This is a genomic window from Gemmatimonadales bacterium, assembly GCA_019637315.1.
Taxonomy (GTDB): Bacteria; Gemmatimonadota; Gemmatimonadetes; order Gemmatimonadales; family GWC2-71-9; genus SHZU01.
Genome location: JAHBVU010000008.1, coordinates 155,349 through 167,996, shown reverse-complemented (window position 1 = coordinate 167,996; position 12,648 = coordinate 155,349). Strand labels below are relative to the sequence as shown.

Here is a 12,648-nt window from a genome sequence, read left to right as displayed (position 1 = left end):
AGGGTTACGTCGCAGCGAATTTCCGGTCCCGGTCAAAGACCACCCGGCCCCCCACTACGGTCACCTCGGCCTGCCCCGTGAACGTCTCACCAAGATAGGGGCTGTTGGTGCTCTTGGAGTGCAAATCCTCTGCCCGAACGATCCACTGCCGTCCCGGATCGAAAACGACGACGTCGGCCGGGGCCCCAATGGCCAGCGTGCCCCCAGGAAGTTTAAAGACTCGGGCCGGCACCGTACTCATCCGGGCGACGAGATCCGGCAGGCTCAGGAGGCCGGGCGCTACCAGCTCGCGGAGCCCGACCGCCAGGGCAGTTTCGAGCCCGACGATTCCGTTGGGCGCCTGGTCGAACTCCCGCTGCTTGGCATCGTAATGGTGCGGGGCGTGATCGGTGGCGATGCAGTCGATGGTCCCGTCGCGAAGCCCCTGACGGATCGCCTCGACGTCCGGATCCTCGCGCAACGGCGGGTTCATCTTGGCGTTGGTGTTGTACGCCTCACAGCAGCGGTGGGTCAGGCTGAAATGATGCGGGGTGGCCTCGGCCGTGACATTGAGGCCCTTCTCCTTGGCGCGCCGAATCAGTTCGACCGAGCCGCGAGTCGACATGTGGCAGAGGTGGACATGCCCACCCGTCAGCTCCGCAAGAATGATGTCCCGCGCCACCATGATCTCTTCGGCTGCCGAAGGAATACCCTTGAGGCCAAGGCGAGTGGCAACCTCGCCCTCGTGCATCGCGCCGCCCTGGGCCAGGGTGTGGTCCTCGCAATGATCCGCCACGGGAATCCCGAAGACCTTGGCGTACTCGAGCGCCGTCCGCATCAGCTGGCTCGAAACCACCGGCTTGCCGTCGTCACTGACCGCCACCGCGCCGGCCGCGATCATCTCGCCAAACTCGGCCAGCTGCTGGCCGTTCTGCCCGAGCGAGACGCAGCCGATCGGATAGACCCGCGCCTTGCCGGCCCGGATTGCCTGGCGGACCACGAAACCCACCGCGGCCTGGTTGTCGATGACCGGATCGGTGTTCGGCATGGCGCAGACGCCGGTAAACCCGCCGGCAACCGCCGAGGTGGTGCCGGTGGCGATGGTCTCCATGTGCTCCTGCCCCGGTTCGCGCAGGTGCACGTGCACGTCAATGAACCCGGGCGCCACGACTTTGCCGGTTGCGTCGATCCGAGGGGTTCCCTCTTCGACGGCAATGTTGCGGCCGACCGCTTCGATCCGGCCGTCCTGGATGTACACGTCGGCCACGCCATCGGTGCCGCGAGAGGGATCGATGACACGACCCCCGGCAATCAAAAGAGCATTCATCGGTCGTCTGCTGCCTGACTCCGCCAGTCGGGCGACCCGCCGGCGAGGAGATAGAGCACGGCCATTCGAACGGCCACGCCGTTGGTCACCTGAGGAAGGATCACGCTGTGCGGACCGTCAGCCACGTCGCTGTCGATTTCCACGCCGCGGTTGATCGGCCCCGGGTGCATGATGATGAGATCCTTGGGGGCTCGTTCGAGCCGCTCGGTGGTCACCCCGTAAATCCGGTTGTACTCGCGGAGCGACGGCACAAAGCCTCCCTCCATCCGTTCGAGCTGCAGCCGGAGCACGTTCAAGGCGTCGGCCCAGCCGATCGCTTCCTCGATGCGATGCATCACGGTCACACCGAGCGACTCGAGTCCTTTGGGCAGCAGCGTGGGCGGTCCGCACGCCGCGACTTGCGCACCAAGCTTGGTCAGACCCCAGATATTGCTCCGGGCCACCCGACTGTGCAGCACATCGCCACAGATGGCGACCTTGAGGCCTTCGATCCGACCGAACCGGTCTCGCAAGGTGAGCAGATCGAGCAGCGCCTGGGTGGGGTGCTCGTGCTTGCCGTCGCCGGCGTTGATCACGTTGGACCGGATCCGTTCACCCAGGAACCGGGCGGCGCCGCTCGACGGGTGGCGAATCACCACCATGTCGATCCGCATCGCCTCGAGATTGCGCGCGGTATCGACGAGGGTCTCGCCCTTGGATACCGAGCTCGCTTGGGTGGCGACATTGACGGTGTCGGCCGAGAGGCGTTTTTCGGCAAACTCGAAGGAAATCCGGGTTCGGGTCGAGGCTTCGAAGAAGAGATTGACGATCGTCTTGCCGCGGAGGGCCGGTACCTTCTTGATCGACCGCTCGCTGACCTCTTTGAACGGCTCGGCGGTATCCAGAATTGCCACGATCTGCTCGGCCGTCAGGTGCTCCAGCCCGACCAGGTCCTTGCCGAGGGCGCCGCTCATTGGGCCCGAACCAGCATGACGGCGTCCTCGCCATCGTGCTCGTGGACCAGGACGTCGACCCGATCGCCGGGAACGGTTCCGATGGTGAGACCCACGATGTCGGCCTGGATCGGCAGTTCCCGCCCGCCCCGATCGACCAGGACGCAGAGGAGGATCCGGCGAGGCCGTCCGAAGTCGGCCAGTTCGTCCAGGGCGGCCCGGATGGTTCGTCCGGTGTAGAGCACGTCGTCGACGATCACGACCGTGTTTCCGTCGAGACCCTTGGGCAGGCTGGTCTCGCCAACGAGTGGACGAGGCCCGATCGACTGGAGATCGTCGCGATAGAGGGTGATATCGAGTTTGCCCTGGGGAATCGGATGCCCTTCGTTCCGCTCGAGCAAAACGGCGAGACGTTGAGCCAGCTCAACGCCCCGCCGCTGAATTCCCACCAGAATGACCCCCTCGACTCCCTGGCACCGCTCGACGATTTCACTCGCCATGCGGGACAGTGCGCGACTCATTGCGCGTGCATCGAGAACCCGGCTCGTAGATGTCATGCCGGGAGCCCAAGCTAGTTGGCGATCATGAGGTCCGCAACCTTGGCGCGCCGGGTGAAGATCTCAGACTGGCCCACCCGCGGCAGCGGCATGACCGCTTTGGGGTCGTCCATGTCCGGGCGAGCCGCCTCATCGGCCCGGTAGACGTCGGCAGCCTTCTGGCTCCAGGCCACCTGCAGGGTGTCCCGGAGCACCGCAAAGACGGGGTAGGTTGCCGCCCCGCCCTGACTCAGCTGGATTTCAGGACCGAACCGGCCGCCCGGCGCTGCGGCCCGGATCAGGATCCGGGGCGACGCGGTGAGACCGTCATCCCAGCCGACCACGGTTCCGAAGCTGCCGACCGCCAGCTGCACATGGGCCGGCGCGGCCTTCTCGCCCACCGCAATCGGGACCGCCTCGAAGGATTTGCCGGCGTCGGCCGACCGGGCGTAGTACACACCTGCCTCGCCGGGCTTGCCGGTCCACCAGGCAACGTGCACCGCACCCGCCTGGTCAACTTCAAGCGACGGACCGGCGTGGGGACACCCGTGGAAGACCCAGCCGTCCTGACGGGGTCGGACAGGCTCGTCCCAGGTGGTACCCCCGTCCGGCGACCGCATCACGACAACATCCCGAACCTCGCCGTCGAAGATCCGCCGCCAGGCCACGTAGAGGCTGCCATCCGGACCAAGCGCCAAGCCCGTTCGGCAACAGGGGCACGCCGCCGCGCTGTCGATGGCGCGGGCCGTGTCCCAGTTCCGGCCGCCGTCTTTCGACTGCCGGATCCAGACCATCGACCGACCGTGATGGGAACTCAACCAGGCCGCGTGCACCGCTCCGCCCGGCCCGCCCAGCACCGCGTGGAAGTTGTGCGAACCGAAGCGTTCACCCTCGTTGACGCTGACCGGCTCGCTCCAGCTGCGGCCGCCGTCGTCCGACCGGATCAGTCGGAGCGCGCTTCGCGGAAAGCGCGAACCAGGCACTTCCTTGCCGACGGTGTACATCACGTAGATCGCGCCGTCGGACGACTCCGCCAGGCGCGGAGGCGCCTCCCCGTGCGGATTGATACCGCCCAGGGAGTCGCGCACGACGACGACCGGATCGCCGCTGGTGGCGCCGTCGCGAGTGACCTCGACGAAGAGCGCTTCGCGACCGCTGACGGAATCGACCGCGACCCACGACAGAACGCGATCGCCTGCCGAGGTGACCAACATCATCGGCGTGGCACCGGTGGCCGTCGCCCCCGACGCCAGCTCGATCGGCGTCATCGGCACGGTGCCAGGTCTGCAACCTGCCATTGCCGTCAGCGCCAGCGCGCCGACCACCCGGATCCACTGCATCATCAGCCTCCTTGGGCGCCGAAGCGGTACTGCAGGCCGAGGTAGAACGTGCGGGGCGGCCCGGGCCGGTAGCGGCGACCCTGCAACGCCGTGTACGACGAGGTCTCGGCAAAACGGGTGTCGCCGATATTGTGGACCCGGCCGACTACGTCGAACTGCGCAGTTACCGGCAACGACCCCGACACCGAGAAGACGTCATGCCCCGCGTACTTCTCGGTGTTCTGCGGGTCCATCCAGTAGGAACCCATGTGGAGCCACTCGGCCGCGAGGTGGCCGCGCCCGAACGCCCGCGGCGTCAAGGTGGCGCCGACCCGTCCCATGTCGCGCGGAGCGATCTCGATCTCGTTGCCGCTGTAGTCGAGCGCGGCACTGGGGCGCCACTCGAGGTATTCCTGCTTGGTAACGGTCCAGCTGCCGTCGATCCGCAAGCCGCGCACCGGCTCGACCGCGGCACCCAGTTCGACGCCGCGGTGACGGGTCGCGCCGGCGTTGCTGGCGCTGCGCAGCCCGGTGACCGGATCGGTGAGCGTCAGAATGTCGTCCTCGATATCGAGCTGGTAGACGGTCGCCTCGAAGCTGACCCGGCTGCCGAGCGCCACGCGCGTCCCCGCTTCGTAATTGTCCGCCTTGACCGGCGCGAGGTCGATCGTATTGAGCGCCGATCCCTGCCGGAACAACTGGCTCTCGGAGGGCGCCCGGAAGGCCGCACGGTAGGACGCAAACAGGTTGAGCCCGCGCGTCACTTCGAACGAGGCGCCGAGCTTGGGACTCAGGCGCTGGTAGGACACTCCGGTCGAGGCCGGGCGCCGGTGTGGTCCGGTCGCGATCGGATCGAGCCGGGTATCGTAGTCGAAACCAACGTTGTCGAAGCGGAGCCCCAGATCGAGCCGCAAGCCGGCTGCGGGATTGACCTCGGCCTGTACGTAGGGTGAGGTCTGCCAGAAGGTGACGTCGTAGTCGTACTGCACGACGCCCGGCGTGTAATCGCGAAAGAACGCGCCATCGCGCACGGGCAGAATCGCCTGTTCCATCCTGCTGCCCGGGCTGACCTCGAGATCGACGCCGGCGCTCAGGTTGGCGCGCAGCGGCAGCACCGTCTGCCGGTAGCGTCCCATCAGGCCGACCGACTGGTTCTTGCTGTCCCAGATCTGCGGGTCGAAGCTGAGCTGCCAGGAGGGCATCAGCTCGAGCCGGTTGTGTCGCCCATAAACCGTGGCGGTAAAGTGAGACAAGCCGCTCTGCCGCTCGAGGGACGACGACGCCCGTACCGCGAGCACCCGGCGGTACGCAATCGGAGTGTAGTTCGCGGTTGGACGCGCATCGAAGTCGGCTTGCGTCACATCACTGCCACCGTCCCCCGGCTGATCGATGTGCGAAAAGGCCACCACCGTCTTGAGCGACGCAGCGTCGCTGAGGCGGTGATCCCAGCGCACGGTGCCGCTCTGCCGAGCGTACGGTGCGCCGTCCCGGTAGCTGTCGGAGCGAGTCAGGTTGAGATCGGCTCGGAGTCCGTTGGATCCCCAGGCGTTGCTCGCCGTACCGAGTACCCGGGCATAGCCGAAACGCCCGCCTTCGACGAAGAGCTCGCCACTCGGGCGATCGCTCGGTGCGCGCGTGTACGAGTTGACCACACCGCCGATGGCGTCGCTGCCATACAACGCGGAGCCAGGTCCCTTGATGACCTCGACCCGCTCGGCACCCGGCAGGTTCACTTCGTAGAGCGCGTTGTGATTGAAGAAGCCGGTCGAGCGGGTGGGTACCCCGTCCTCGAGATAGGCATACATCGGCTTGGTCGTGATCGGTTGACGAATCGCGGTGAAGTGGCCCTCACCGCTCAAGTTCGCCACCCAGGCGCCCGGCACGCGGGCCACGATCTCGGCCGGATGGTGCGGCCTGGCCTGCTCCAGAACCGTCCGATCGACCACACCAACGCTGGTCGTCGCCTCGGACCGCGACTGCGCCTCGCGAGAGACGCTCACCACGACATCAGAGAGCACCACGGCATCGTTGGTGAGCGAAGCGTCGACAACGACTACCGACCCGGCAGTGACGGCCACCGGGATCCGGGCGGTCTTCCACCCGATGGCCCGAACCGCCACGGTGTACTGGCCGGCAGGAATTCCCTCGATCCGATAGCGTCCGTCGGGTGAGGTCTGGACCGACTTGCCGGTCCCGATGACCTGCACCAAGGCGGCGTGGATCGGCTCCTTGGCCGCGCCGGTCACCCGGCCCTCGACTCCACCTGTCTGCTGCGCATCGGCGGAACCGACCGACGCGATTGCGATGAAACCCGCCAGACCCGCGGCACGCGCGAGTCGACCGGCACTCGACCGGTTCTTCCCAAGTCCGAACATGTCCACGCTCCACGGCCGCCCCGTCCACGACAGGGCTGTCAATGATGGGCCGCCCCTGCTACGGGACAGCCAACTCTGTCATTTGCGCTGGAACTGCAGTTCAGCCGACAGGAGGAGCGTGGGACGGAGGCAGGAGAAAGCGAGGGCGGGTAACCAGAACCGGCGCGTCCGCAGGAACGCGAGGCGCCAGCGCGACCGCCGGAAGAACTGCCAGTGTGGATCCAGCACCTGGACTGAGCCCAACCGAGGCGGCACCGGTGCAGGCACCGATACAATGGCAGTTGGTGTGCCCGGAATGGGCATCGTCCGATTGGGACGGCTCACCGTGACCTGCGTGAGCGTCGTGGCCGTGCTGATCCCCAGTGCTCTCGGCGAGCAGCCAGGGTGTGTCGATCGGGCAAGGATCGATGAGCGGAATGACGGTTCCCGCCACCGGGGGTGAGAGCACCACCAGGAGGCCGGCCAGCCACCGCCACCGCCGAAGTCGCCCGAGCATCCTTTCATATTAACGAATCCAACGCCCCCGGCCAACCAGCCACGACCGCAGGCGCCTACGAACCCGGGGACGCCGACCGCTTGTGACGAGGGCGCACAATCAGCCGGCTGATCAGCAGGACTGCCAGCACGGCGGCATAGACGAGCGGCTCGCTCGCATCCCATTTCACCAGCCAAAAGAAGTGGAGCACCGCGAGCCCGGCCGCCAGGTAGACCAGCCGGTGGAGCCGCTGCCAGCGCCGCCCCAGTCGGCGCACCATGGCCACCGGCGAGGTCGCCGCAAGCAGGGCCAGGATCAGAAAGGCCAGGAAACCGACGAGAACCCAGGGGTGCTCGATGATGTCGGCACCGATTTCGGCTACCGACAGGCGGTGATCGAAGACCGCATAGATCGCGAGGTGTAGTGTCGCGTAGAAAAAGGCAAAGAGCCCGAGCGGCCGGCGGAGCCGGATCAGCGCCGGCTGGTCGAGCAGCCGACGAACCGGCGTCACGGCCAGGGTCACCAGCAGTATGACCAGCGCCGAGAGGCCGGTGGTGTGGGTCAGCGTCTTGACCGGATCGGCTCCAAGGTCCTGTCGGATCAGTCCGTGAACCAGCCATCCCGCAGGTGCCAGGCAGGCAATCCAAAGGATCGGCTTGAGCACCCGTCGCACCAGCGCCGCCGCCCCCGGCTCAGGCACACCACCGCTCAATAGTTCACTCGCAGATCGAGACCGCTGTAGAGCGAAGCCACCTGATCGCCGTACCCGTTGAACGGGAGCGTCGGCCGACGGAAGAACTCGCCCAGGCGCCGCTCCGACTTCTGGCTCCAGCGCGGATGCGACACGTCCGGGTTGACGTTGGCATAGAAACCGTACTCCTGCGGAGCTGCCACGTTCCAGGTGGTGGCCGGCTGAGACTCGGAGAACCGGATTTCCACGATGCTCTTGCCGCTCTTGAAGCCGTACTTCCACGGGACCGTGAGCCGAAGCGGCGCGCCGTTCTGATTGAGCAGCGGCTTGCCGTAGATGCCGGTGGCCATCAGTGTGAGCGGATGCGTTGCCTCGTCGAGGCGGAGGGCTTCGACGTAGGGCCAGTCGAGCGTCCGGCTGCGCTGCCCGGGCATCTGCTTCGGGTCATAGAGCGTGACGAATTCCACGTACTTCGCGTTGCTGCCGGGGTCGAGCTTCCGGATCAGATCGACCATCCGGACGCCCTGCCACGGAATCACCATCGACCAGGCCTCGACACATCGCATCCGATAGGTACGCTCGACCACGGGCAATCCTTTGAGCAGATCGTCCAGATCGTAGCTGGCGGGGCGCTTGACCTCGCCCGACACCTTGACCACCCACGGCCTGGTCCGGAGCGTTCCCCCGTTCCGAGCGGGATCCTCCTTCGCGGTGCCGAACTCATAGAAATTGTTGTACGTGGTAATGACGTCGTACGGGGTCGGCTTGTCCTCGGGCTGACGGCCCTGAGCGGCTCGTGCCACGCCCGGTGTTGCCAGGGCCGCCATGGCCACCCCGGCAGCTCGAAGCCACTCCCGCCGGGAGTGATAGAGCCCCTCATCGGTTACTTCCGAACTGGCGATCTCTGGCGCCCGACGAATCAGCATGGCGGTTTCTCCGTCTCTCTCGACACTTCCAATCTACCACGACCCCGATACCCCGAGACGAAAAAGTCGGGCAACCCGACCGGGCGACCCGACTTCACGAAACTGCAGCGGTGCGAGTGAGATTCGAACTCACGAGACCCTTAGGAGGTCTGCCACCTTTCCAGGGTGGTGCCTTCAACCACTCGGCCATCGCACCTCGAGCCACTGACGCCCCTCTCGGGCCGGCGGCAACTTAGCCCGCCAGCCGAAGAGGGTCAACGCGGTGCGCTATCGGGCGGCTTTGGCCGGGCGACGCGTGGCTCGAGCCGGCCCCTTGGCTTTTGCCGCAGCCTTGGCCCCGGATTTGGGCTTGGCCTTCGGCTTCGGCTTGGCCGCCGCTTTGGCTGCCGTTCCCGACTTGGCCTTGGCCGCGCGCTTGGCGCTGCCGGCGCGTTTGACCTTCGCGGTCAGGGGGTCTGGGGCCGAGCGACCTTTGACCGACCGCTTCGCACCCGCGGACGACGACGCGCCTGCACCTCTGCCTTTCGGCTTTGCCTTGCCGCCGCCGCGAGCGGCAATCCATTCGACGGCCTGCTCGACCGTCACGGTTGCGGGGTCGACGTCTTTCGGGATCGAGGCGCTGACGTCGCCGTGTTTGACGTAGGGCCCGTACTTGCCTTCGTAGAGCCCGATCGGCGCCTGGTCGGCAGGGTGCGGACCAACCTCGCGGATTGGCGTCGCCGCCATCCGTCGCCCGCGACCCAGCTTGGGCTGCGCCAGCAGCTCGAGGGCCCGGTCGAGCGTCACGGTCAGGACGTGGTCCTCGCCTTTGAGGGAGCGGTAGTCCTTGACCTTGCCCTGATCATGCACGATATAAGGACCGAACCGCCCCTGCCCTGCCAGCACCCGGGCACCGGTCTCTGGATGCGCGCCAAGCGTGCGCGGCAGCGCCAGCAACCCTACGGCCATGTCGAGCGTGACCTGATCGGTGGTAACACCTTTAGGTAGCGAGGCACGCTTCGGCTTGGGACTGTCATCGGTTACCACGCCGAGTTGGACATAGGGGCCGTACTGCCCGGTGAGCAGCAGGATCGGCTCACCGGTGTCCGGATGGTTGCCGACGATTTCCGGGCCTTCGGCCTTCTGGCGCAGCACTTCGTCGACCTGGCTGCGAGACAGGTCGGCCGGCGCGGCATCGCGAGGCAGCGACGCCTTGAGGATCTCGCCGTCTTCCGAAACCACCTCGACGTAGGGCCCGAAGCGACCGATCTTGACGCTGGCACCGTCCAGACCATCGATCTCGATGGTTCGCGCCTCAACCGGATCGATGCCCTTTTCTCGCGAGGCAACCTGCTGCCGGAGACCGGTGCGGCCCAGGTAGAACTCGCGGAGATAGGGCAACCACTCCGCGTTGCCCTCGGAAATGTCGTCGAGGGTCTGCTCCATCCCCGCCGTGAACTTGAGATCCACGAGCGACGGGAAGTGATGCTCGAGCAGGCTGGTCACCCCGAACGCCGTGAAGGTCGGGACCAGGGCCTGACCCTGCTTCTGGACGTAGCCGCGGTCGATGATGGTGTCGATGATCGATGCGTAGGTACTGGGGCGACCGATTCCGTCCGCCTCGAGTTCCTTGACCAGGCTCGCTTCCGTGTACCGGGCGGGCGGCTGGGTCTCGTGCGACACGGCCGCGAGATCCCGACAGGCCGGGCGGTCGCCGACGGCCAGGTCGGGCAGCAGCACTTCCTGATCTTCGAGCGCCGCTTCCGGGTCATCGCTGCCTTCGACGTAGGCGCGCAGGAAGCCGGGAAAATCGATCCGCTTTCCCGCCGCGCGGAAGACCGCTTCTTCGACCTCGATGGTAACGACAACGCTCGTCAGTCGCGCATCGAGCATCTGCGACGCTACGGTCCGCTTCCAGATCAGGTCGTAGAGGGCCAGTTCCCGTCCGCTCAATCGGGTCTCTTCCGGGGTGCGGAAGTGCGACCCAGCCGGACGAATGGCCTCGTGAGCTTCCTGCGCCGACGCGCTCTTGCTGACGTACTGACGCGGCGCCTTGGGCAGGTACTGGTCGCCGTAGAGACGCGAGACGCATTCGCGCGCCGCGCCGAGTGCCTGCTGCGACAGGTGCACCGAGTCGGTACGCATGTAGGTGATGAAGCCCTCTTCGTAGAGCTTCTGCGCGGTCCGCATCGCCTCCCGCGCCGACAGACGCAACTTGCGGTTGGCCTCCTGCTGGAGCGTCGAGGTGATGAACGGCGGCGCCGGCCGACGGGTAAACGGCTTTTCCTCCGCCGACCCCACGGTCCAGGGCGCAGCCCGCAGCCGATCAGCCAGCGATTCCGCCGCCGGTCCGTCCAGCAGCACCACATCCTTGCCGGCAGCGAGCTTGCCGGTCCGCTCGTCGAAGTCCTTGCCGGTGGCCAGGCGCTTTCCGGCCAGGGACACCAGCTGGGCATCGAAGGTTTGATCGCGGTGCTCCAGCGTGGCGGCCAGATCCCAGTAGATGCCGGGCACGAAGGCGCGCCGTTCGCGTTCGCGCATCACCAGCAGGCGCACCGCCACCGACTGGACCCGTCCGGCGGAGAGGCCGTAGGCAATCTTCTTCCAGAGCAGCGGCGACAAAGTGTAGCCGAACAACCGGTCGAGAATCCGACGGGTTTCCTGCGCACGCACCAGCCGATCATCGACGGCACGAGTCTGTGCGAGCGCCTCCCGGATCGCCTCGCGGGTGATTTCGTGGAACACCATCCGCTTAACGGGCACCCGCGGTTTGAGCAGCTCGGCGAGGTGCCACGAAATGCTCTCACCTTCGCGGTCTTCGTCCGTCGCGAGGATCAGTTCGTCCGCATCGGACAGCGCGGACTTGAGCTCCTTGACGATGTGTTTCTTGTCCGACGGCACGACATACAGGGGCTCGAAGTCCTGATCGACGTTGACGCCGAGCCGGCTCCACTCCTCGCCTTTGACCTTGGCGGGGATGTCCGACGCCCGATCCGGCAGGTCGCGCACATGCCCCATCGACGCGACCACCTTATATCCGCGGGGGAGGAACTCGCGGATGGTCCGCGCCTTGGTGGGTGACTCGACGATGACGAGAGTGGACATGCCGTCCTAAATGTTGCAGTTCATGCGTAGCGCCCGACCGCGGGCGACGCCTCCCACCCCCGCCAGCGACCGGGTCGCGAGGCGGGGAGGACAGGAAATTGCGGGAACAGAATGACGCCCAGAGTCGGGTCTGTCAATTGGCCCCCGACCAGCCTCGACCGCTCGATTCGCAGCTAACAGTTTACGGCACAACATGTTAGATGCCCGGAAACGGCGAAAAACCCGATCGACCCGCGACGCCGGTTTCGCGGTAGAGCGCACGCCTGCATAGTTTTCGACTCCTTTCACGACTGCGCCATGCCCGATCTTGCATCCGGCCTCGTCTATTACATCGTCTTCCTCTTTTCGGTCACCCTGCACGAAGCGGCCCACGCTTGGGCCGCCAAGCGCGGCGGGGATCTGACCGCCTATCTCGGCGGACAGGTGTCTCTCGACCCACGACCGCATATCCGGCGCGAGCCATTCGGCATGGTCGTATTGCCGCTGCTCTCGGTGGCGATTGCCGGATGGCCGTTCGGTTTTGCCAGCGCACCCTACGACCCGCAATGGGCAATGCGGTATCCGCGCCGAGCGGCCTGGATGGCGCTGGCGGGGCCGGCGTCCAATCTGCTGCTCGTCGTGATTGCGTTTGCCGTGCTCAAGCTTGGAATCGGCGCTGGCTTCTTCGAAGCGCCGTCGAGTGTGCGGTTCGGTCATGTGGTGGCGGCAACCGCTGGCGGCTGGTGGCCCAGCATTGCCTTCATGATCGGGGCGCTCTTTTCGATGAACCTGGCGCTGGCAGTGCTCAACCTGATTCCCCTTCCCCCGCTCGACGGCAGTGCCGCAGTTCCACTGCTGCTGCCGCCCGCAGCAAGCGCCAGGTATCAGCAGTTTCTCTGGAGCCAGCCATTCCTTGCCATCATCGGGATGCTGATCGCGTGGCGGATCTTTGGGCCGGTCTTCCAGCCACTCTTCATCGAAGCCGTTCACCTGCTGCATCCAGGCACGAGGTACGGCTAGCGTGC

At 66.3% G+C, this 12,648-nt stretch carries 9 protein-coding genes and 1 tRNA gene; 1 reads left to right on the top strand and 9 read right to left on the bottom strand.

Features of this window, described 5'->3' with window-relative positions:
• Positions 1 to 4: 4 nt before the first annotated feature.
• The 9 genes from KF785_09820 to topA all read right to left on the bottom strand — a co-directional run bounded on the left by KF785_09820 (position 5) and on the right by topA (position 11,644).
• Positions 5 to 1,306, bottom strand: a complete 1,302-nt coding sequence (locus KF785_09820) for a dihydroorotase (GenBank protein MBX3147052.1) — start codon at positions 1,304 to 1,306, stop codon at positions 5 to 7.
• Complete coding sequence (locus tag KF785_09815; protein MBX3147051.1) at positions 1,303 to 2,259, bottom strand: aspartate carbamoyltransferase catalytic subunit; 957 nt, start codon at positions 2,257 to 2,259, stop codon at positions 1,303 to 1,305. Before KF785_09815 ends, KF785_09820 begins: the two co-directional genes overlap by 4 nt.
• Entirely contained in the window at positions 2,256 to 2,795 is a 540-nt protein-coding gene (gene pyrR, locus KF785_09810) for a bifunctional pyr operon transcriptional regulator/uracil phosphoribosyltransferase PyrR (GenBank protein ID MBX3147050.1), read from the bottom strand. Before pyrR ends, KF785_09815 begins: the two co-directional genes overlap by 4 nt.
• A gap of 14 nt (positions 2,796 to 2,809) precedes the next feature.
• Entirely contained in the window at positions 2,810 to 4,117 is a 1,308-nt protein-coding gene (locus KF785_09805) for an exo-alpha-sialidase (GenBank protein ID MBX3147049.1), read from the bottom strand.
• The gene (locus tag KF785_09800; protein ID MBX3147048.1) at positions 4,117 to 6,468 is read right to left on the bottom strand and encodes a TonB-dependent receptor; all 2,352 of its coding nucleotides are present in this window, start codon (positions 6,466 to 6,468) and stop codon (positions 4,117 to 4,119) included. The genes KF785_09805 and KF785_09800 overlap by 1 nt, the downstream gene beginning before the upstream one ends.
• Before the next feature lie 551 nt (positions 6,469 to 7,019).
• Positions 7,020 to 7,643 carry a sulfoxide reductase heme-binding subunit YedZ gene (locus KF785_09795; GenBank protein ID MBX3147047.1) on the bottom strand — a complete coding sequence of 208 codons (624 nt, stop codon included), beginning with the start codon at positions 7,641 to 7,643 and terminating at the stop codon, positions 7,020 to 7,022.
• A gap of 8 nt (positions 7,644 to 7,651) precedes the next feature.
• A complete protein-coding gene (gene msrP, locus KF785_09790) occupies positions 7,652 to 8,560 on the bottom strand; it encodes a protein-methionine-sulfoxide reductase catalytic subunit MsrP (protein ID MBX3147046.1) in 909 nt (302 codons plus the stop codon).
• Positions 8,561 to 8,668: 108 nt separating this feature from the next.
• Positions 8,669 to 8,756 (bottom strand) — tRNA-Ser (locus KF785_09785).
• Between the two features lie 71 nt (positions 8,757 to 8,827).
• Entirely contained in the window at positions 8,828 to 11,644 is a 2,817-nt protein-coding gene (topA, locus tag KF785_09780; protein MBX3147045.1) for a type I DNA topoisomerase, read from the bottom strand.
• 297 nt (positions 11,645 to 11,941) lie between these two features.
• On the opposite strand from topA, the gene KF785_09775 reads away from it, so the two are divergent.
• A complete protein-coding gene (locus KF785_09775) occupies positions 11,942 to 12,643 on the top strand; it encodes a site-2 protease family protein (protein MBX3147044.1) in 702 nt (233 codons plus the stop codon).
• Positions 12,644 to 12,648: the final 5 nt, after the last annotated feature.

Coding starts and splice junctions, on each gene's coding strand:
- msrP (MBX3147046.1), bottom strand. CDS start 8,560: ATGCTGATTCGTCGGGCGCCAGAGATCGCCAGTTCGGAAGTAACCGAT.
- KF785_09775 (MBX3147044.1), top strand. CDS start 11,942: ATGCCCGATCTTGCATCCGGCCTCGTCTATTACATCGTCTTCCTCTTT.
- KF785_09815 (MBX3147051.1), bottom strand. CDS start 2,259: ATGAGCGGCGCCCTCGGCAAGGACCTGGTCGGGCTGGAGCACCTGACG.
- KF785_09805 (MBX3147049.1), bottom strand. CDS start 4,117: ATGATGCAGTGGATCCGGGTGGTCGGCGCGCTGGCGCTGACGGCAATG.
- KF785_09820 (MBX3147052.1), bottom strand. CDS start 1,306: ATGAATGCTCTTTTGATTGCCGGGGGTCGTGTCATCGATCCCTCTCGC.
- topA (MBX3147045.1), bottom strand. CDS start 11,644: ATGTCCACTCTCGTCATCGTCGAGTCACCCACCAAGGCGCGGACCATC.
- KF785_09800 (MBX3147048.1), bottom strand. CDS start 6,468: ATGTTCGGACTTGGGAAGAACCGGTCGAGTGCCGGTCGACTCGCGCGT.
- pyrR (MBX3147050.1), bottom strand. CDS start 2,795: ATGACATCTACGAGCCGGGTTCTCGATGCACGCGCAATGAGTCGCGCA.